The organism is Rhizobium sp. KNZ14-9A (genome assembly GCF_056755015.1).
On sequence record NZ_JBPGXB010000002.1, the window covers coordinates 2405740 to 2426023 of the forward strand.

The following is a 20284-nucleotide window of genomic DNA, read 5'->3' on the forward strand; positions in this document are numbered from 1 at the left end:
GATAACAGCCACCATGTCCGGCAATATCCGCGCATGAACAGCTTGGCCGCCTTCACGCCAAATCCGTCACCACCAATAAAAGATCGCTGCAATTACAGCGCGCTCCGCGCCTCTCAACCGACTTGCGCGAGCGCCTGCGCGGCCGCACGAAGAGCGGGCGTGTCCCTCCCCTCCGTCAGCCGCTCATAAACGGGTCGAAGCAGCCCATCGGCTTCCTCGGTCCGCCCATGCTCCGTCCAGAGCCTCGCCAGATCAGTTGCCGCCCGGATTTCCCAGGCGCCAGCGCCTTGCCTGCGGCTCACGTCCAATGACAACGTAAAACAGGTCTCTGCATCCATGTGGCTCAGTCCTGGTGCAGCCAAAAGAATGCAGCCCCTCAGCCGCAGAAGCTCCGGAAGGTAGGAATAGTAGCCCTTTTCCTCGATCAGCTGCTCGGTTTCCTCTGCGAGTTCCCATGCTTCGGCAGATCGCCCGCCGGCCAGAAGGCCCATGATGAGAACGAAGTGGAACCGCACCGTGAAGAGTTCGAAGCGTGTGGCGTGAAGATCCTCCAGCTGTTTACGCAGCGCCATAACGCCGGCTTCGAAGTCACCCCGCCGTATCGCGATCTCGGCCTTGTAAGCATGCCCCATGGAGAGATAAGGGCCGAAAGCCTGGGTCTCCGCGCGGGCGATGAAGGAAACCAAGTGTTCCTCCGCCACGTCGAAATCGCCGATCCACAGAAGCGTCGCGATCGAACTCAGCGAGATCGCGAAGGATACGGGATGGCGCATCGTCTCCGCATCCTTGAAGCATTGGCGGATCACCGCGCGAGCCCGGTCGGTATGGCCTTCCAGCCAGAGATTTGTCGACCAGCCTATCCTGGCCCAGGTGTAGTGATCGAAGCCGTAATGCATCTGCTTGCTGGCTGGCGAAAGAGCGGGCTCGACAACGGGTTTCAGCGTCGCATGTGCTTCAGCGAGGCGCCCGACCAGACAGTAAGAGAGGCCGAGAAGAGCCCTGGATAGCGTGGTCGCCGCAGGATCGCCTATTCGATCGGCGATCTCGGTGCAGCGCTCGGCGTATTCCACGCATAGCCTGAACTCGCCGCTGCGCAGATGGAAGAAGTGGATCGGTCCCAGCAGTCTTGCGGCATTGAGGTCGTCGCCGCGCGCTTCGGCTATCTCCAAACTCCTGTTCAGCGCGGCAGCCGACATCTCGTTGTGGCCTCGCATGAACATCATCGATACTCCGAATGCCGCCTGGAGCTGCATCTCCTCGCTCGTGCCACGGGTGGCATCGTCCAGCGACTGGAGTGCGCGCTCCGTCCATCGTTGGCACTCCGGCAGCAAGCCCATTGCACGGAAGACAGGAGCAACGGAGGCGACAAGGCCGACCCCGAGCGATGTGTCGCCGTTCTCTCCAAAACACCATTCAAGTGCGCTGCGAACGTTATCAACTGCATTGAAGTGCGGCGCTCGCTCCAAGGGGGTCGAGAGCGATGTCCACTCGCTGCCGTTCTGTTCGAACCAAAGGCGGCAATAGGCTGCGTGCCGCCTCGCCAGTTCCTGCCACTCGTCGTTCCTGCCGAGTTCGATCACGTAGGCGCGCGTGGTGTCGAGAAGCCGGTAACGCATCATGGCACCGATCGGGCGGGCGGCCACCATCGACTTTTCCACTAGATTGTCGATAGCCGCAAAAACCGAAGCACGATCGAGCGTGTCGTTCGTCACTACCTCCAAAGCAGCATCGAGTGGAAAATTTCCCACGAACACCGCGAGCCTGCGCAGCACAGCACGTTCGGTTTCGGACAGAAGCCCATAGCTCCAGTCGAGGGTGGCCTGCAGCGTTTGCTGGCGCGGCGGGGCTGTCCGCAAACCCTGCCACAGGTGTGTCAGCCTTTGATCGAGCAATGCTGCGGTCTGCTCCAAACCATAGGCCTCGACGCGTCTGGCGGCGAGTTCGATGGCCAGGGCGACCCCGTCGAGCTTTCGGCATATGTCGCAGACAATTGCAGCTTCGGCCTCGTTTCCGTCGAGTTGGGCACCGCTGGCTATCGCACGTTCGACGAAAAGCTGCGCTGCCGGATATTGCTGAACGGCTGCGGACGGCGCTTCATTGACTTCCGGTGGATATCCCAAAGCATCCAACCTGTAGATGCGCTCGCTGTCGATGCGCAGCGCCTCACGGCTCGTCGCAATGATATGCACCTGTGGTGCGGCGTCCAGAATGGACGAAGCAATGGTGGCGACCGTTTCCACCAGGTGCTCACAGGTATCGAGGATCAGGAGAAGGCGTTTGTCCCTGAGAAACCGCATCACATCGGGTGTCGCGTCTTCGGCCTGGACCGGAAGTCCGAGCAGGGCAGCGATCGTCGTCGCAGCAAGTTTCGGATCGGCGACCACGCCGAGATCAACGAACAGCACGTGTCCGGCAAAAACCTCGGCGGCCTGATGGGCTGCAGCAATCGCGACGGTCGTCTTTCCCACTCCGCCCGGGCCGACGATCGTGACGAGCCGGGAATCCGTCAGTTGTGCGCCCAGCTTCATGACATCGACGTCACGGCCGACCATTCGGGCGAGCCGTGGAGGAAGGTTCGCATGCGGAAACACGTCCTCGACGAGCGGGCTATCGCGATGATCGGGCAACACGGCGACAGTGGGTGCGACGAAGCAGTAGCCCCTCCCCGCAATCGTGGTGATGTAGCGCGCGCCGTCCTGGCCATCGCCGAGGGCCTTGCGTAGCCCGGCCATATGGAAGCGAAGGCTGCCTTCCTCGACGAGGGCGTCGGGCCAGACCCTGTCCATCAGCTCCTTCTTGCTGACGATTTCATTTGGGGATGTCACGAGCGCTACAAGAATGTCGAGGGCACGTCCGCCCAGTTCCACAGGGACACCCTCCCTGCTTAGAAGCCTTTCGCCTACCGCCAGCTTGAACGGTCCGAAGCGAATTCCCTTGATATCCCCGACTGCTACGATCGCCATGGCTCATCCCTCTGGCCGACGTCTGTGCGCTGGCGGACATTAGTCCAGCAGTTCGATCCGTGCCACTACCCGAAGGTATTGAAACGGGAGAAAAACAGTCGATGCGCGAATGTCGGCTGTTGTTAACATGCTCCGCTTTCGTCTCCTGACAACAGCTAACAACGCATAACGGGCGCTTCTCGGCATACGGCAGTAGGTTTCGGTCAGCACAAACGTGCAACTGCAACATCCTGATCCCCGAGGAGAAAGCCATGATCAAGACCGAAGTCGCTGATGCAATCGACCAGGACCGCCGCCGTTTTCTCGCCGCCGCCTCCCTGGGCGTGGCGGTTGCAAGTTCAGGCGCGCTTCTGCCTTCCCATCTGCTTGCTGCCACGGCCGATGAGGCGATCAAGCCATTCCACGTTCATTTTCCGAACGAAACCCTCAAAGACCTCCATCGCCGCGTCGCCGCCACACGCTGGCCGGATCGCGAGACGGTGAGCGACCACTCGCAGGGCGTTCAGCTCTCCACCATCAAGAAGCTCGCCGACCACTGGGCCAAGAACTACGATTGGCGCAAGGTCGAAGCGAAGCTCAACTCCTACCCGCAGTTCATCACGAAGATCGATGGGCTGGACATCCACTTCATCCATGTGAAGTCCAAGCACGAGAATGCGCTGCCGATCATCATCACCCATGGCTGGCCGGGATCGATCATCGAGCAGCTGAAGATCATCGGGCCACTGACCGATCCGACAGCGCATGGCGGCAGCGCCGAAGACGCCTTCCATGTCGTCATTCCCTCGCTGCCGGGTTACGGCTTCTCGGGCAAGCCGACTGAGCCGGGCTGGAACCCGCCGCGCATCGCCAAGGCCTGGGCGGTGCTCATGCAGCGTCTCGGTTACACGAAGTATGTCGCCCAAGGCGGTGACTGGGGCAATGCTGTCACCGAGCTGATGGCGGTGCAGCAACCGGCCGGCCTTCTCGGCATCCACACCAACATGGCGGCCACCGTGCCTGCCGATATTGCCAAGCTGCTGTCGTCAGGCGCCTCGGCACCCGACAGCCTCTCGGCCGATGAAAAGCGCGCCTATGAGCAGCTCGACGATTTTTACAAGAACGGCCTCGGTTATGCGATCGAGATGAACAACCGGCCGCAGACGCTCTATGGCATCGTCGACTCCCCGATCGGCCTTGCCGCCTGGATGCTCGATCATGACATCCGCAGCTATGACATGATCGCCCGCGTCTTCGACGGAAAACAGGAAGGGCTTTCGAAGGACGATATCCTCGACAACGTCACGCTCTACTGGCTGACGAACACCGCAATCTCTTCCGGCCGGCTTTATTGGGACAACGCCCACTTCCCCTCCGGCGGTTTCTTCGATCCGCGCGGCATCGAGATACCGGTCGCGGTCAGCGCCTTCCCCGACGAGATTTACCAGGCTCCGAAGAGCTGGGCCGAGAAGGCCTATCCGCAGCTCATCTTCTACAACCGCCCATCCAAGGGTGGCCACTTCGCAGCCTGGGAGCAGCCCATGTTCCTGACCGAAGATCTGCGCGCCGCGTTCAAGCCGCTTCGCAAATCGATCTGACAACAGGGCGGCGCGGTGTGCGCCGCCCGACACAGCGATCTCAACCCCTTATCGAAGAAGGAGACAGACAATGCGCGACAATCAGATCGTCGATTCCAGCTTCACCGCCATCATCAATGCGCCGATCGAGAAGATCGACATTCCCAACTGGTGCTTCACACTGCCGGAGAAGGAATATCAGTCCTGCTCGCCAGCCCATATCGCCGCCGGCTTTACGACCACGCCTGACGGCACGCGCATGTCGATCAACGTCGAGACGATCGGCGGCAGCCTGATGGTCCAGCACTATGTCGAGACGCTCGGAGAGAAGGATCATCTGATCCTCGATTCAGAACTCCGACGTCGTCACGCCAACCGGCCGCGTGACCATCCATGTGACCTGGGAATTGAGCGTCAAGGCAATCGACAAGGACCGCTGCGAGTTCACCAACCGCGTCCAGTCCTTCGCCACCGACGAAATGTTGGCGAACCTGGATCGGCAGGGCATCCCCTTCGAGGTGTTCCGCACGCAGCGCCAGCCGATGTCGATCGCCCATAACAAGGGTGAGACGCCGCTCTTTGCAGCGAGCATCGAGCGCTTTGCGCTTCGTAACCAGTCATCGTCGAGAGCCGCCTGAGCGCCAAAGGAGGATGCGATGACCGAACTGTCCTACGAACACGGCATTACCGGGCTTCTGGTGGTCGACCCGTATAACGACTTCATTTCCGAAGGAGGCAAGATCTGGCCGCGCATACAAGCGGTCGCCGAGGCCAACAATTGCGTCCCGCACATGGAGCAGATCCTCAAGGCGGCACGGCAGGTCAAACTCCCCGTCTTCTTCGCGATGCACCACCGCTTTCGCGAAGGCGACTACGAGAACTGGAAGTATATCGCCCCTATTCAGAAGCTGGCCTGGAAGCGTAAGACCTTCGAGTTCGGCACCTGGGGCGGCGAATTCAAGGCGGAGTTCGTTCCTGCTGCGGGCGAGGTCGTGGCATCGGAGCATTGGTGCTCCAGCGGTTTTGCCAACACCGACCTAGACAACCAGCTCAAAAGGCGGGGCATCCACAGGCTGATCGTCATCGGCCTGATCGCGCATACCTGCATCGAGGCAACGGTCCGCTTCGCAGCCGAGCTTGGATACGACGTGACGGTCGTGAAGGACGCGGTCGCCGACTATTCCGACGAGATGATGCATGCGGCGCTGGAAATCAACATGCCGAACTACGCCAGCGCCATCGTGACGACCGAGCAAATCCTCGGAGCACTGGCGGCCATGCAGAACATGGCACCGGCGGCGTAACCGGCCGTATCGAGAGCTGAAGGAGGTCGGCCGAATGGCCGTCCTTGGCGCCCACGGCATTCGCCAGCGGTCATAGACGTCGCCGACGCCTGACCGAAGAAGCATACACCCGCCCAACAGGGGCATCCGCAACGAAAGCAAAAAAGGAGTGCGTCATGGACCAGAAAATGAACCCCAAAGTCCTCTACACCGCAAAAACACACGTTACCGGCGGTCGCGAACACGGTGTCGCCCGCAGTTCCGACGGGCGTCTCGATGTAAGGCTCGGCGTACCGGGCACGGCGCGCATCGGCACCAATCCCGAACAGCTCTTCGCAGCAGGCTGGTCGGCCTGCTTCGAGAGTGCCATCGGGCTCATCGTGAAGAAGAAGCACATCACGCTCGGCGGTGACGTCACGATCGATGCCGAAGTCGATCTCAACCTGTCCGACACTGACGGCTACTCGCTGACCGCTCGCCTTAACGTCGGCATTCCAGGCGTAGAGCGCGACGTCGCCCAATCGCTGATCGACGAGGCGCATCAGATTTGCCCGTACTCGAAGGCAACGCGCGGAAATATCGACGTCACGATCAAGCTGGTCTGACGAGGCCGACTGGCCGCGACCGGTGCCAAGAAGGAGCGCCTGCAGTAACATCAGGCCTTCGTGATCGCGTTAACGCAGTCGCTCAACAAGGACAGTCTGGAAGCGGTCCACGCTTCCAGACTGTCCTCCGAACAACTCGATTGCCCGCCTGCCACAACGTGATCGACGTACTGGCGCCGTCTACTTCATCGGCTTACGCCAGCTTTTTCAAGGCGGCGACCGGTTCCTTTGCCAGCGGTCTCGCCGAGGCAGGGTTCTGGCCGGTGATGAGGCGGCCATCAACGACGACATGGGGCTCCCAGTTGGCACGGACGAGTACCGGGCACCCTCCGCCGTTAAGGCGTCCTTGGCCCAGCCGGCAGATCAAAAGCAGATCAGAATCTTTCCGACAGTCTTGCCGCTTTCCTGCAGTTCATGCGCCTCGGCGATCTGATCCAGCACGAGCGTCACCGCGATCTTCGGAACGTAGGCTCCCGAAGCCGCGCAGGCAGAGACTTCCTCGGCCGCGTCCCGCATCGCTGGTTCCGGCATGGTGTAGACGTAGACGAAACGGAAAGCGAAGCCACCGAGCAGCGCGGGGAAGAAGGGGATCGAGAGCGTGGCTTGCGGCGACTCCGTGGAATAGGCCGAGACAACGCCGTCACGCGCGAGACAAGCGACTGCGGTGTCAATATTGGCGGTGATGTCCACGTCGACAATACGGTTGACGCCCCGGCCGTCGGTTGCCGATCTCACCGCCTGCGCGACATCCTCCCTATGCCTGTTGATGACGAGATCGGCCCCTGCCGCACGCGCGACGTCCGCCTGTTCGTCTCGACTGACAGTCGCCGCCACCCATGCCCCGGCCCACTTGGCGAGAAGAATGGCGGCGTTGCCAACCGAACCCGCGCCTCCCTGGACGAGAACCCGCTTGCCGCGCAGGTCCCCATCGGCGAACAGGCATCGATGCGCAGTCATCGCAGGGACTCCGAGCGATGCTCCGGTCTCGAACGACACGTTGGCAGCAAGTCCGAAAGCCTGCCCGGACGGTACCAAAACGAACTCCGCCGCGGTACCAAACGCCCTGCCCGTCTGCGCCATATAGACCCACACCCGCTCGCCGATACGGGTGTCGGGCACGCCGGGACCGACGCGGTCGATGATGCCCGCTCCATCCTGGTGCGGGACGATCCTCCGGAACGGCATCGCCTTTCCGCCAAATCCGGTTCTCGTCTTGATGTCGGAAGGATTGATGCCCGACGCGAGGACCCTGACCCGGACTTCCCCGGCCCCGGGTTGCGGATCGGGAAGTTCGCCGATGGTCAGCACTTCTCTCGCAGTCCCTTGTCTTTCGTAGAACGCAGCCCGCATAACGCACCTCTCACAAAAAGCTCGCTTCCACCTAGGTGCGACACACGCAAACTTGCAAGTAGGCAATAGTTTTGCTTATAGGGATACAAAGTACACTATTGGAGCGCAGGATGGACGTCGATTATAAATGTCCGGTCGAGATCACCGTGGATGTCACAGGCGGCAAGTGGAAGCCGATGATCATCTACCGTCTCCTCGACGGCCCGCGTCGGTTCGGCGAGCTACGCCGCCTGGTGGGAGACCCGAGCCAGCGTTCGCTCACGATGCAGCTGCGCGAACTCGAGGCCGACGGGATCGTCACCCGCAAGGTCTTCGCGGAGGTCCCTCCCCGTGTGGAATATTCCTTGACCGAGTTCGGGCAGACCCTCGCGCCCGTGCTGATGGCGATGCGGGATTGGGGTATGTCTTTCCGGGACCAGCGCCGTTCGACATCAAGGTGACCTACCCCGTCCGCGACTACAGCTGTGGCCTGCAATGATCTGTTTCGCCCGTCCTGTCTTCTTTCCATGTTGAAATCTCTCATCTCTACGATACGCAAACCAATAGAGGCGATGTCGATGATGTTCGATGGAAGTCAGGCAATTGACTGGATGATGAGCGAATATGAAGCGATCCGCAGTCAGATCTTCGATAGCGACTGTTCGAGATCGGCGATGATATCCTTAACGTCTTCGATGCCGACGGAGAGGCGCACGACATCAGGCCCAGCGCCGGCCGCAATCCTCTGCTCATCCGTCAACTGCCGGTGCGTAGTGGACGCCGGGTGGATCACCAGGGAGCGCGTGTCGCCGATATTGGCAAGATGCGAGAAAAGCTCCAGCCCTTCGACCAGCGCCTTGCCGGCCTCGTAGCCGCCCCTGACGCCGAAGGTGAAGACCGAGCCTGCCCCCTTCGGTGAGTAGCGCTGCTGCAGGGCGTTGTTCGGGTCATCTTCCAAGCCGGCATAATTCACCCAGGCGATCTTGGAATGGGCCTTCAGCCATTTGGCGACATCAATCGCATTGTCGCTATGGCGCTGCATGCGCAGCGGCAGCGTTTCGATCCCGGTCAGGATCAGGAAGGCGTTGAAGGGCGAGATGGCCGGGCCGAGGTCGCGCAGGCCGAGCACGCGGCAGGCGATCGCGAAGGCGAAATTACCGAAGGTCTGGTGCAGGACGACGCCATTATATTCCGGCCGTGGGCTGGAGAGCATCGGATAGTTGCCGGTCTTCGACCAGTCGAAAGTGCCGCCATCGACGATGATGCCGCCCATGGAATTGCCATGCCCGCCGAGGAACTTGGTCAGCGAATGCACGACGATATCGGCGCCATGTTCGATCGGCCGGATGAGATAGGGTGTCGCCATGGTGTTGTCGACGATCAGCGGCAGATCGTGGCGATGGGCGATTTCGGCGATCGCGGCGATATCGACGAAGGTGCCGCCGGGATTGGCAAGGCTCTCGATGAAGATCGCCCGCGTCTTGTCATCGATCTTGCTCTGGAAATCATCCGGGTCGTCGGAATCGGCCCAGCGCACCTGCCAGCCGAAATTCTCGAAGGCATGGCCGAACTGGTTGATCGAGCCGCCATAGAGGCGGCGGGCGGCGACAAAATTCTCGCCGGGACGCATCAGCGTATGGAAGACGATCATCTGCGCGGCATGGCCGGAGGCGACGGCGAGCGCCGCCGTGCCGCCTTCAAGGGCCGCGACGCGTTCCTCCAGAACCGCCTGGGTGGGGTTCATGATGCGGCTATAGATATTGCCGAACTGCTGCAGGCCGAAAAGGGCTGCGGCATGGTCGGAATCGTTGAAGACGAAGGCCGTCGTCTGGTAGATCGGTGTAATCCGCGCGCCGGTCGCCGGATCGGGCTGCGCGCCCGCATGGATTGCCAGCGTGTTGAATCCCGGATCGTTTTTGGCCATGTCGTCCTCCCGTACAATTGTTGACGGGCGCGATCATAGCCGCTCGAATGTGAAAGTTAACCGCGATCTTTTTCAACCGCGGCGCGTTCCGAGGAAAATCCGTTCTGCCCGACCGCGTCAACCAAAAAGACGCGGATACTCGATCGCCGGGCAACGGTTCATGACGACCTTGATGCCGCCGGCTTCGGCCTTGGCGGCGGCCGCGTCGTCGCTTACGCCGAGCTGCGCCCACACAACCTGCGGGCGGGGCTCGAGTGCCAGCGCTTCGTCCACCACCCCATCAAGATATTCGGATGCGCGGAAGACATCGACCATGTCGACCGGTTCGGGAATGTCGGCGAGACGTGCGTAAACGGTCTGGCCCTGAATCTGCTTGCCCGCCTGCCCCGGATTGACGGGAATGACCTTGTATCCGCGCGACAGGAGATAGCCCATGACGCCATTACTCGGCCGGGCCGGATTGGGCGAAGCCCCCGTCAGCGCGATGGTTTTGACCGATTTCAGAATGCCGGAAAGATAGTCGTCGGCGTAGGCATCATGATCCATATCTGGTGTCTCCGGTCTGGTGCCGCAGGAGGCGGATTTGACAGTCGCGATTCATTGAAACCGGGCGGCTCGTTTCGACGTATATATAGGTGCCGGAAATATCAGGGAGAAATTATGCCATGAAAAAAATAATCCTTGCGCTCGCGCTCGTGCTAGCTGCCTCGCCGACGCTTGCGATCTCACGCTACAATCCGCTTGCCATGAGCTGCCAGAGCGTGCGGGCGGCGATCCACAACGAAGGCGCCGTCATCTTTCGCTATACCTCGCCGCGCGGCCTTCCTCTCTACGACCGCTATGTCCGCAACAGCTACTATTGCGACGCGACCGATTATGCGGAATGGACGAGCATTCCTTCCAAGGACAACCCCAAGTGCCGGGTGCTGAACTGCCAGAATATCGACAACCTGGACGGGATGCTGTTCATTCCACACTATAGTCTCTAACTCTGCATTTATTCGGAATTGTGAATATTATCGATCCTTTCGCACCTGCGAAAGGATCGGACGATCAATCTGGGGATACAAAATATCGTCGACACCTCCCCCGGTTGTTAATTTATAATCATTTCAAAGTTATAGAATAATGTCTATATTTCAGCATCATAGGATTGTCGACACTCCCTTTCTACAGATGAATTTCACCTTTCATACATAATTTGATCACGATATGTTCATGCGTCCATTAGCGACATCTCATAGTTGTGTGAGCTGAGCGTAATTGAACGTATTTCGAGCGCACGCAGAAATTGCTACAACGATGGGCAATTGTTCACCTGATCAATCCATGCTATTGAAAATTCGACCGTGCGGAGTACACCTTCCGGGGCAAATCACGCAAACCCAGGTTGTTATTTCAAGGCAGGTTCAAACGGGAAAGCTGTGATGTTTTCCCCAATTTTGTTGCACTGCTCCTGGACCATCCACCTTGCCCCTCGATGTTCTTCTTCTCGTCCTTTTCGGTGCTCTTCTACATGCGACATGGAATGCCATCATCAAAGCCGGCAAGGACAAATCGCTTGATGCGGCGCTGATCTCTGCAGGCGGCGCGGTCGCCTCGCTACCTTTCCTACCGTTGCTCCCCCTGCCGCAGCCACAGGCCTGGCCCTTCATCGGCGCTTCCGCCATCCTGCAATTTGCCTATTTCCAGCTGGTCGCCGCCGCCTACAGGGCCGGCGATATCGGCCTAGTCTATCCGCTGATGCGTGGCGGCGCGCCCCTGCTCATCGTCGCCACCAGCGGCTTCATCCTGGGAGAGCATCTGACGGGTGGAGCGCTTGCCGGAACCATGACGATCTGCGTTGGCATCCTGACGCTCGCCTTCGAAGCCCGCCACGGCAGCCGTCACGCGATCATACTGGCGCTCATCAACGCCTGCGTCATCGCCACCTATACCTATGTGGACGGCATCGGCGCACGGCTTTCGGGCAATGCGATTTCCTACACGCTGTGGATGTCGCTTCTGCCGCCGGTTCTGCTCTTTGCCTGGGCGCTTTCACAGCGCGGTCTGTTGACTGTCGCCACTCACGTCAGGCGCAACTGGTGGCGCGGGCTGATCGGCGGGGCGGGCTCGATTGCCTCCTACGGGTTGGCGCTCTGGGCGATGACGAAGGCTCCGGTTGCGACGGTGGCAGCGCTGCGGGAAACCGCCATCCTGTTTGCGCTTGTCATCTCGGTTCTGGTGCTGAAGGAAAAAGCCAGCATCTGGCGTTACCTCGCCGGCATCATCATCGCGCTCGGCGGGCTGATCCTGAAACTTGCCTGATCACTCGCCCTTCCATTCGGGCGTGCGCTTGCCAAGGAAGGCGCCGATGCCCTCTTGCGCATCATCGGTCAGCATGCTGTCGACCATCACGCTTGCGGCATAATCATAGGCTTCCGCGACGGGCATTTCGAGCTGCTTGTAAAAGGCTTCCTTGCCGATCCTCAGCGCCTGCGGCGACTTCGAGGCGATGACGGAAGCGTATTTGTTGACCACCTGCGTGAGATACTGCTTGGGCACGATACGGTTGACCAGGCCGAAATCCTTTGCAGTCGAGGCGTCGATCGTCTCGCCCGTCAGCAACATCTCCATCGCCTGCTTGCGGTGGGCGGCGCGCGAAACGGCGACAGCCGGCGTCGAGCAGAAAAGCCCGATATTAACGCCTGGCGTGCAGAAGGTGGACGTATCCGTGCAGATCGCAAGATCGCAGCTCGCGACGAGTTGGCAGCCCGCTGCGGTCGCGAGTCCGTCGATCTCGGCGATGACCGGCTTTGGCAAGCGATTGATCTCCAGCATCAGATCGGCGGCCAGCGCAAAGGCCTCTTCGAAGAAGGCGACACCTTCGTCCTCGTCGGCGCGATGAGCGGTCAGCTCCTTGAGGTCATGACCGGCGGAAAAGACATTGCCGGTCGAAGCGATGACGACGATGCGGACGTCCTCGTCCTCGGCTGCACCCTGCAGCTCGCCCATCAGCGTTTCCATTGTCGATATCGACAGAACATTGGCCGGCGGATTGTTGAGCGTCAGGCGCAATATGCCGCCGGAAAGCTGACGGAGCACGAGGGCGCCCTCGCCTGAATTGTTGTTGTCCTTGCGGAAGGATACGATCTCGGCCATTGCATGTTCCTGTGTGCTGTCTAAATCCCGCTTTTGTGCCACAAGGGTGGGGCGATTTCGAGCCGAATACCGCAATGCGACGGCCTCGAAGGGCGAAACTTCCTGTTTTCAGGCACCCTAAAATGAGGTATGCACATACCTCACTGTTAAACTATTGTTTTTACTTACTTATTTTTATGATCATCAAAATGGCTTGTATTGACCGGCTAATCGATTGTCGCTATAAGCCGCGCCGGAAATGCAGCCTTTGCGGGCTGCTTTCTTTTTTGGTCTGTCTTACGGCGGACCAACCAAGCAACAAGAAACGCCCCTCGCCTTCGGGCATGGGGATCCAAGAGAGAGTAACAATTATGGCAACCTTCTCCCAGAAGCCTGCAGAGGTGGAGAAGAAGTGGGTCGTCATCGACGCCGAAGGGCTCGTCGTTGGCCGTCTCGCTTCCGTTATCGCTATGCGTCTGCGCGGCAAGCACAAGGCAACTTTCACGCCTCACGTTGACGACGGCGACAACGTTATCGTCATCAACGCCGACAAGGTCGTTTTCACCGGCAAGAAGTATTCCGACAAGGTTTACTACTGGCACACCGGTTATGCCGGCGGCATCAAGGAGCGTACGGCTCGTCAGATCATCGAAGGCCGCTTCCCGGAGCGCGTCCTCGAGAAGGCTGTTGAGCGCATGGTTCCCCGCGGCCCGCTCGGCCGTCGCCAGATGAAGAACCTCCGCGTCTACTCCGGCCCGAACCATCCCCACGAAGCCCAGCAGCCGTCCGTCCTCGACGTCGCCTCGCTGAACAAGAAGAACGTAAGGAGCGCCTGATAGTGGCTGACCTCTCTTCCCTGAAGGATCTCGGCACGTCGTCTGAAGTAGCTGCTGCTGCTCCGGCTCACGTCCGCAAGGTCGACTCGCTTGGCCGTTCCTACGCGACTGGCAAGCGCAAGAACGCTGTTGCCCGCGTCTGGGTCAAGCCGGGCTCCGGCAAGATCATCGTCAACGGCAAGGAATTTGCGGAATACTTCGCTCGTCCGGTTCTGCAGATGATCCTGCGCCAGCCGATCGTTGCTGCTGCCCGCGACGGCCAGTTCGACATCGTTGCAACCGTTGCCGGCGGCGGTCTTTCCGGCCAGGCCGGTGCCGTTCGCCACGGTCTTTCGAAGGCCCTCACCTACTTCGAACCGGGCCTGCGCTCGGTGCTGAAGAAGGGTGGCTTCCTGACCCGCGACAGCCGCGTCGTCGAACGTAAGAAGTACGGTAAGGCCAAGGCCCGCCGTTCGTTCCAGTTCTCGAAGCGTTAATCGCTTTCGGACATGCTTTCATGGAAAGGCCGGGTTTTCGCCCGGCCTTTTCGTTTATTCGGGCTTGTTGAAGAAAGCCTCAAGCCGATATCCATCAGGATCGATGATGAAGGCGGCATAATAGAACTGGCTGTAGTCCGGACGGATGCCCGGCGCACCATTGTCCTCGCCGCCATTGGCAAGTGCTGCGGCATAAAAGGCATTGACGGCCTCCTCACTCGTGGCGACGAAGCAGAAATGCAGCCCAGAGCCGCGATCGGCCGGCACCGGGCGCTCCACTTCACTCACCCAAAAGGCAGGCCTCTCGGCGCCGTATCCCATCGTTCCGTCGAAATTCGACAGACGCTCATAGCCGAGCGGCGCCAGTGCCGCATCGTAAAACTGGCGCGATCTATCGAGGCTTTTTACCCCGATTGAAATGTGGTCGAACATTGCCCGTGGCTCCTTCCTGGTTCCGTCGCCGCAGCTTCTTGGAAGCGGTTTGCGAAGTCAACGCGCCACACTCACCTATTGTCGCCGGTACTGCCGGCTGCTAAAGCCGCATCAGGTTTCAAATCGGACAAGACAGGACCTGACATGGGAGCCACCCCGTCCGCAGACAGATAGGCCGCAGCAACCTTTTGAAGTTGTTGCGGCATCTGTCCGATCAATCCAGACTGCGATGAGAAGGCAGATCGCCGACGGATGAACTCATTCGAGCGGATGAATACCTATGCCTTCCCAAAACAGGAACTGGACTTGCTCCCTGCCGGCAGCGCTGCTGCTTCTGGCGCCCTTCGATATCCTGGCCTCGCTTGCCATGGACATCTATCTCCCCGTCGTCCCGACGATGCCTGAAGCACTCGGCACATCGGCGACAGTCGTTCAACTGACGCTCAGCCTCTACATGCTGATCCTCGGCGCCGGACAGATGCTCTTCGGCCCTCTGTCGGACCGGATCGGCCGCCGCCCGGTGCTGCTTGGCGGCGCGCTGCTGTTTGCGGCTTCTTCGCTGCTGCTCGCAGCCACGTCGTCGGCCGCACTGTTCGTCGCGCTGCGTCTGCTGCAGGCGGCCGGCGCGTCGGCAGCACTTGTGGCGACCTTTGCAACGGTTCGCGATGTCTATGCCGTAAGGCCGGAAGGCGCCGTCATCTACGGCCTGCTTGGCGCGATCCTCTCCTTCGTGCCGGCGCTCGGACCGATCGCCGGTGCATTGATTGCCGATCATGCCGGGTGGCGTGCCATCTTCCTGCTGCTCGGCGGACTGATGCTTGCGGCAACCCTCAATGCATTTAGAGGCTGGCACGAAACGAGACCTGCGGCGTCGGCCAATGTCACGATCAGCATGCGCGCGATCCTGACGAATGCGCATTTCTGGACCTACACGATGGGCTTCAGCGCGGCGATGGGAGCCTTCTTCGTGTTCTTTTCCACTGCACCTCGTGTGCTGATCGATCATGCCGGCTTTTCCGGTCTCGCCTTCAGCCTTTCCTTCGCAACGGCCGCAGCGGTGATGATCTTATCCGCACGCTTCGCCGGCCGCTTCGTCGCGCGATGGGGAATGGCCGGCAGCCTTGCCCGCGGCATGGGCCTGCTTCTTGTGGGCGCATTGCTCCTCGGTCTCGGTGACGTGTTGCTTGCTCCCTCATTCGCCAGCTTCGTCCTGCCGATGTGGGTGATTGCCGTCGGCATCGTGCTGACGACCGCAGTCACAGCGAACGGTGCGCTGGCGGCCTTTGGCCAAACAGCCGGAACGGCGGTTGCGCTCTATTTCTGCATCGAAAGCCTGATCGTCGGCTGCGTCGGTACGCTCTTCGTGCTGCTATTGGATGGCAATACGGCATGGCCGCTCGCCGGCTATTGCGCGTTGATGGGTATCGTCACTCTACTTGCGTTGCGCCATATCCGCGCGCACGGCTGAGATCAAAGGGCGGCGCAGAAGATCCGCCGCCTTAGCTTGAAATCTGTCGGAAGCTCGCCTACCCCTTCCTATAGAGACAAGGAATCCGAGCATGTCCTCCACCCAGCCCTCGCCCTTCGCCACCACGCCCGAACCGCCCTATTACGTCGTGACCTTCTCCTCTGTTCGTACCGAGGGCGACAATGGTTACGGCGCGATGGCCGACCGGATGGCGGAACTGGCGCTGCAGCAGCCGGGCTGTCTCGGGGCCGAAAGCGCGCGGGATGCCGATGGCTTCGGCATCACCAATTCCTACTGGGCCGACGAGGAAAGCCTGAAGGCGTGGAAACAGGTGGCAAACCATCTTGCCGCCCAGCAGCTCGGCCGCAAGCGCTGGTACAAGCAATATAAGGTTCGCATTGCGCGGGTAGAACGCGCTTACGAATTTACCGCAGAGGAAGGAGCCTCCCATGGCGAATAAGACCATCGACCATGCCTTCACAGCACAGAGCCTGACATCGTCTGCCTCCGACCCGACCTTTGCCGGCGCGCTTTCCTTCATGCGCCGCCGCTTCACCAAGGATCTGACAGGAACCGATGCCGTCGTCTGGGGCATTCCTTTCGATGCCGCGACGTCCAACCGGCCGGGCACGCGTTTCGGGCCGCAGGCGATCCGCCGGGCTTCCGCAATCTTCGACAATGATCCGCAATATCCGTTCCAGCGCGATCTCTTCGCCGAGATGGCCGTCATCGACTACGGCGACTGCCTGCTCGACTACGGCAACCATCAGGACACGCCCGCAGCCATCGAGCGGCAGGCGAGCGCCATTCTCGACAGCGGCGCCTTCCTGCTGACCCTCGGCGGCGACCACTATGTCACCTGGCCGCTCTTGAAGGCGCATGTCGATCGCCACGGCCCGCTGGCGCTCGTGCAGTTCGACGCGCATCAGGACACCTGGCTGGACGACGAGCGCCGCATCGACCACGGCTCCTTCGTGGCCCGTGCGGTCCGCGCCGGTCTCATCGATCCTGACCGCTCGATCCAGATCGGCATCCGCACTCATGCGCCAGAGGATTTCGGTATCCATCTTCTCTACGGCCATCAGGTCGAGGAAATGAGTGCGACGGACATCGCATCGATGATCATCGCGCATACGAAGGGTTCGCCTGCCTACCTGACCTTCGATATCGACTGCCTGGACCCGGCCTTTGCGCCCGGCACCGGCACCCCGGTCGCCGGCGGTCCTTCCAGTGCGAAGATCCTCTCCGTGCTGCAGCGACTGAAGCAACTCGACATCCGCGGCGCCGACGTCGTCGAAGTCTCTCCGCCCTATGACCATGCCGACATCACCGCCATTGCGGGGGCGACGGTCGCAATGTATATGCTGGGCCTCCACGCCGAACGGCGCGCGACGGCAGGATGACTGCTGTTATCAAATTGATTCAACTTCATGGCAAACTGATTCCGGAAACAACCCGAACTCACTGAAAGTGCAGGATAATCATGGCAGCAAAGATCTTCATCGATGGCGAGGCTGGAACGACGGGTCTGCAGATCCGCGAGCGTCTGGCGGAGCGCCGCGATCTTGAGCTGCTGTCTATCCCGACCGAAAGCCGGAAGGACAAGGCGGTGCGTGCTGCACTGCTCAACGAGGCCGATATTGCCATACTCTGCCTGCCTGACGATGCGGCCAAGGAAAGCGTCAGCCTGATCGAGAACGACGGTACGAAGGTTATCGACGCTTCCACGGCGCATCGCGTCGCCGAAGGCTGGGCCTATGGCTTTCCGGAAATGAGCAAGGAGCAGGCCGGCGCCATCGCCTCGGCCAAGCGCGTCGCCAATCCCGGCTGCTGGCCGCAAGGCCCGATCGCCACGCTGCGCCCGCTGATCGAAGCCGGCCTCGTACCGGCCGATTTCCCGGTCACGGTCAACGGCATTTCCGGTTACACCGGCGGCGGCCGCACGATGATCGAGGATTATGTCGCCAAGGGCGAGGATGCGCCTGAATACATGCCCTATGGGCTGAGCTTCAAGCACAAGCACCTGCCAGAGCTGCAGCGCTACGCCAAGCTTGGACGCGTGCCCTTCTTCCAACCAGTCGTCGGCAATTTCGCGCAGGGCATGGTCGTGACCGTGCCGCTGCAGCTCTCGCATCTGCCCAAGGTGCCGAAGGGTGCTGACCTGCATGCCGCGATCGCCGACTATTATGCCGGCATCAAGGGTTTCGTCGAGGTCGCTCCCTTGGAGGTATCGGAGCGCACGCCGGAACTCAACCCGGAAATCTACAACAACACCAACCGCATGCGCCTGCACGTCTTTGCCAATGACGATATCGCGCAGGCGCTGCTCGTCGCCGTCTACGACAATCTCGGCAAGGGCGCTTCCGGCGCCGCCGTGCAGAACATGGACCTGATGCTTGGCGTATAGTGCCCAGCAATTGCCTGTTATCAGACGTCTGCTTTAGGACAGGGCCTTCCGCCCTGTCTCTTCCCGAAATACGGAGCCCCGATCGATGACGCTGGAAGCGCTGATGGCCGGCCTGCGCGCCTGGTTTGATGCCGCGCTGCCCGATCACGGCATCTCCTCACTGATCATATTTGCTTTCGTCGCCGGCCTCGCTCGCGGCTTTTCCGGTTTCGGTGCAGCACTCATTTTCATTCCGCTTGCCGGTGCCGTCATCGGGCCGAAGCTCACCTCCCCTGTACTGCTCGTCATCGACGGGCTTGCGACGCTCGGCATGCTCCCGGCCGCATGGCGCGGGGCGGACCGGCGCGAGGTCTTCACGATGGCAGCAGGTGCGGCGCTCGGCGTTCCGGCCGGGACAGCGGTTTTGGCGCTCATGGACCCGCTTTTGTTGCGCTGGATCATCTCGGCGATCGCCATCTGCCTGCTGGCGCTGCTTGTCTCCGGCTGGCGCTATCATGGCACGCCGGTCGCTCCGCTCAGCGCGGCGATCGGCCTCATCGCCGGTCTCTTCAGCGGCGCGGCACAGCTCGGTGGGCCGCCTGTTGTAGCCTACTGGCTCGGCGGCAAGAGCAATTTCACGCGTGTGCGCTCGAACGTCATTCTGTATTTTTCGATCTCCACGGTCTTGAGCTTCGTCAGCTATTATTTCGGCGGACTGTTCGTCTCCACGGTCTTTGCGCTCACCATCGTCACGCTGCCCGCCTATGCCGTCGGCCTCTGGGGCGGCTCAAAGCTCTTCGGGTTCGCCAAGGAGAGCACCTTCCGCATGACCTGCTACATCCTGATCGCGGCCTCGGCGGTCGGTGGCATGCCTGTCTTCGACAGTCTGCTTCGTTAGTCCCCGATACGATTGCCCGCCTGCTATGAAAGCCTTACACTCCCCCATGTGAGGGGAGCTAAATGGCGTCGGTTCTGATCGGCATCGCCATCATTGGAGGCACGACCGCAACGGTGCTTGCGGCCTATTATTTCATGCATCTGGTCATGGGCGGTGACCCGGGCGGGCGCGACAGGGAGCTGGCAAGTTCAGTCATCACCCGCATCGCCAGCCTGCATGCCCTCATCCTCGCCCTCGTTTTTGCGCAGGAAATGATCGAATACCAGGCGCTGCGAACGGAAAGCGCGGTGGAAAGCAATGCGGTCGGCGATGTCTTCTATGATGCCGAGCGCTATGGCCCGGAGGCGCAGGCGCCAATCCAGAAAGCCCTGAAAGATTATGTGCGCATCGTCATCGAGCAGGAATGGAACGAACTCGGGCGAACCGGCGAACTCTCTTCGGCGGCCTGGGATCAATGGAACAACGCCTATCTGAAAATTCTCGAACTGGCTCCCGTCAGTGCCAAACAGCAGAGCCTGCGCGGCCACATGCTCGATGAAATCCATACGATCTCGGAATCCCGAGACCGGCGGGAAAACAGCGGTACCGATTCCATCAGCCTGATCTTCTGGTTTGCGGCGGTTTCGGGGGTGATCTTTACCGCCATCGGTTACTACCCTTATCCGCCTGATGGCCGCAACCTGCTGCTATTATCGATCTTCGGTGTTTTTACCGGCATCATCCTCTTCTTCATCTACGCCTTCTCCAATCCCTACAGTCCGCCCGCCACGCTATTTCCAACAGCTTTCGAGCGCTTGCAGGAGGAAATCAGCGGGCCGGATCCGTAAGTGGAAATGGCCCGAAGACCTCGCCCAAGCCTATTGCCGTCATGCGCCAAAGCAAAAGACTGTCGCTTTTCGCTGCGTTTTGCGGTAAACGCGGCACGCTGTCAGCAAGGCCGTGCTGCTTGAACGGCGCGCAGCCCCTGTTTCACGCCGATGGGAGGCACTCATGAAAACGATCCTGAGC

20 protein-coding genes and 2 pseudogenes are annotated in these 20284 nt (G+C 60.5%); 15 read left to right on the forward strand and 7 right to left on the reverse strand.

Annotated features, from left to right (window positions below; all coding sequences use genetic code 11):
• Nucleotides 1–113: 113 nt before the first annotated feature.
• Nucleotides 114–2963: an ATP-binding protein gene (locus tag ACR9ZQ_RS18650; protein WP_310382946.1), complete on the reverse strand. Its 2850-nt coding sequence runs from the start codon at nt 2961–2963 to the stop codon at nt 114–116.
• A 251-nt stretch (nt 2964–3214) separates the two neighbouring features.
• On the opposite strand from ACR9ZQ_RS18650, the gene ACR9ZQ_RS18655 reads away from it, so the two are divergent.
• The 4 genes and pseudogenes from ACR9ZQ_RS18655 (at nt 3215) to ACR9ZQ_RS18670 (ending at nt 6407) form a co-directional block, all read left to right on the forward strand.
• On the forward strand, nt 3215–4540 hold the full coding sequence (locus tag ACR9ZQ_RS18655) for an epoxide hydrolase family protein (protein ID WP_481428506.1): 1326 nt from the start codon (nt 3215–3217) through the stop codon (nt 4538–4540).
• Nucleotides 4541–4610: 70 nt separating this feature from the next.
• Nucleotides 4611–5157 (forward strand): annotated as a pseudogene (locus tag ACR9ZQ_RS18660) (hypothetical protein).
• Between the two features lie 18 nt (nt 5158–5175).
• Nucleotides 5176–5823, forward strand: coding sequence for a cysteine hydrolase family protein (locus tag ACR9ZQ_RS18665; RefSeq protein WP_113324460.1), 648 nt, complete (start codon nt 5176–5178; stop codon nt 5821–5823).
• Between the two features lie 155 nt (nt 5824–5978).
• Nucleotides 5979–6407 (forward strand): organic hydroperoxide resistance protein, encoded by a 429-nt coding sequence (locus ACR9ZQ_RS18670; protein WP_310382943.1) that lies wholly within the window; start codon nt 5979–5981, stop codon nt 6405–6407.
• 193 nt (nt 6408–6600) lie between these two features.
• On the opposite strand, the pseudogene ACR9ZQ_RS18675 reads toward ACR9ZQ_RS18670, so the two are convergent.
• Both ACR9ZQ_RS18675 and ACR9ZQ_RS18680 read right to left on the reverse strand, forming a co-directional pair.
• Nucleotides 6601–6755, reverse strand: a pseudogene (locus tag ACR9ZQ_RS18675) (type 1 glutamine amidotransferase domain-containing protein); the annotation flags it as partial.
• Between the two features lie 15 nt (nt 6756–6770).
• Nucleotides 6771–7715 carry an NADPH:quinone reductase gene (locus ACR9ZQ_RS18680; protein ID WP_310382942.1) on the reverse strand — a complete coding sequence of 315 codons (945 nt, stop codon included), beginning with the start codon at nt 7713–7715 and terminating at the stop codon, nt 6771–6773.
• Between the two features lie 152 nt (nt 7716–7867).
• Between ACR9ZQ_RS18680 and ACR9ZQ_RS18685 the strand changes: the two genes are divergently transcribed.
• Complete coding sequence (locus tag ACR9ZQ_RS18685; protein ID WP_310382941.1) at nt 7868–8197, forward strand: winged helix-turn-helix transcriptional regulator; 330 nt, start codon at nt 7868–7870, stop codon at nt 8195–8197.
• Between the two features lie 179 nt (nt 8198–8376).
• Here the strand turns inward: ACR9ZQ_RS18685 and ACR9ZQ_RS18690 are convergent, their stop codons facing one another.
• Nucleotides 8377–9660, reverse strand: a complete 1284-nt coding sequence (locus tag ACR9ZQ_RS18690; RefSeq protein WP_310382940.1) for an O-acetylhomoserine aminocarboxypropyltransferase — start codon at nt 9658–9660, stop codon at nt 8377–8379.
• 117 nt (nt 9661–9777) lie between these two features.
• On the reverse strand, nt 9778–10206 hold the full coding sequence (locus ACR9ZQ_RS18695; protein ID WP_310382939.1) for a CoA-binding protein: 429 nt from the start codon (nt 10204–10206) through the stop codon (nt 9778–9780).
• A 119-nt stretch (nt 10207–10325) separates the two neighbouring features.
• Between ACR9ZQ_RS18695 and ACR9ZQ_RS18700 the strand changes: the two genes are divergently transcribed.
• Together ACR9ZQ_RS18700 and ACR9ZQ_RS18705 are read left to right on the forward strand one after the other, a co-directional pair.
• The gene (locus ACR9ZQ_RS18700) at nt 10326–10649 is read left to right on the forward strand and encodes a hypothetical protein (RefSeq protein ID WP_113324465.1); all 324 of its coding nucleotides are present in this window, start codon (nt 10326–10328) and stop codon (nt 10647–10649) included.
• 481 nt (nt 10650–11130) lie between these two features.
• Nucleotides 11131–11967, forward strand: a complete 837-nt coding sequence (locus ACR9ZQ_RS18705) for an EamA family transporter (protein ID WP_310382938.1) — start codon at nt 11131–11133, stop codon at nt 11965–11967.
• Here the strand turns inward: ACR9ZQ_RS18705 and ACR9ZQ_RS18710 are convergent, their stop codons facing one another.
• A complete protein-coding gene (locus ACR9ZQ_RS18710) occupies nt 11968–12801 on the reverse strand; it encodes an enoyl-CoA hydratase (protein WP_310382937.1) in 834 nt (277 codons plus the stop codon).
• 350 nt (nt 12802–13151) lie between these two features.
• On the opposite strand from ACR9ZQ_RS18710, the gene rplM reads away from it, so the two are divergent.
• Nucleotides 13152–13616 carry a 50S ribosomal protein L13 gene (gene rplM, locus ACR9ZQ_RS18715; protein WP_007819858.1) on the forward strand — a complete coding sequence of 155 codons (465 nt, stop codon included), beginning with the start codon at nt 13152–13154 and terminating at the stop codon, nt 13614–13616.
• Between the two features lie 2 nt (nt 13617–13618).
• A complete protein-coding gene (rpsI, locus tag ACR9ZQ_RS18720; RefSeq protein WP_007819867.1) occupies nt 13619–14092 on the forward strand; it encodes a 30S ribosomal protein S9 in 474 nt (157 codons plus the stop codon).
• A gap of 54 nt (nt 14093–14146) precedes the next feature.
• Here rpsI and ACR9ZQ_RS18725 read toward each other — a convergent pair whose 3' ends face one another.
• Nucleotides 14147–14524, reverse strand: coding sequence for a VOC family protein (locus ACR9ZQ_RS18725; RefSeq protein ID WP_037096185.1), 378 nt, complete (start codon nt 14522–14524; stop codon nt 14147–14149).
• 280 nt (nt 14525–14804) lie between these two features.
• Here ACR9ZQ_RS18725 and cml point away from each other — a divergent pair, with 280 nt between their 5' ends.
• The 6 genes from cml (at nt 14805) to ACR9ZQ_RS18755 (ending at nt 20103) form a co-directional block, all read left to right on the forward strand.
• On the forward strand, nt 14805–15992 hold the full coding sequence (cml, locus tag ACR9ZQ_RS18730; protein ID WP_310382936.1) for a CmlA/FloR family chloramphenicol efflux MFS transporter: 1188 nt from the start codon (nt 14805–14807) through the stop codon (nt 15990–15992).
• A 91-nt stretch (nt 15993–16083) separates the two neighbouring features.
• On the forward strand, nt 16084–16452 hold the full coding sequence (locus tag ACR9ZQ_RS18735) for an antibiotic biosynthesis monooxygenase family protein (protein ID WP_310382935.1): 369 nt from the start codon (nt 16084–16086) through the stop codon (nt 16450–16452).
• On the forward strand, nt 16442–17395 hold the full coding sequence (gene speB, locus ACR9ZQ_RS18740) for an agmatinase (protein ID WP_310382934.1): 954 nt from the start codon (nt 16442–16444) through the stop codon (nt 17393–17395). Before ACR9ZQ_RS18735 ends, speB begins: the two co-directional genes overlap by 11 nt.
• Before the next feature lie 80 nt (nt 17396–17475).
• Nucleotides 17476–18399: an N-acetyl-gamma-glutamyl-phosphate reductase gene (argC, locus tag ACR9ZQ_RS18745; RefSeq protein WP_310382933.1), complete on the forward strand. Its 924-nt coding sequence runs from the start codon at nt 17476–17478 to the stop codon at nt 18397–18399.
• An 85-nt stretch (nt 18400–18484) separates the two neighbouring features.
• A complete protein-coding gene (locus tag ACR9ZQ_RS18750) occupies nt 18485–19276 on the forward strand; it encodes a sulfite exporter TauE/SafE family protein (RefSeq protein WP_481428507.1) in 792 nt (263 codons plus the stop codon).
• Between the two features lie 62 nt (nt 19277–19338).
• Complete coding sequence (locus ACR9ZQ_RS18755) at nt 19339–20103, forward strand: bestrophin-like domain (protein ID WP_310382931.1); 765 nt, start codon at nt 19339–19341, stop codon at nt 20101–20103.
• Nucleotides 20104–20284 lie beyond the last annotated feature (181 nt).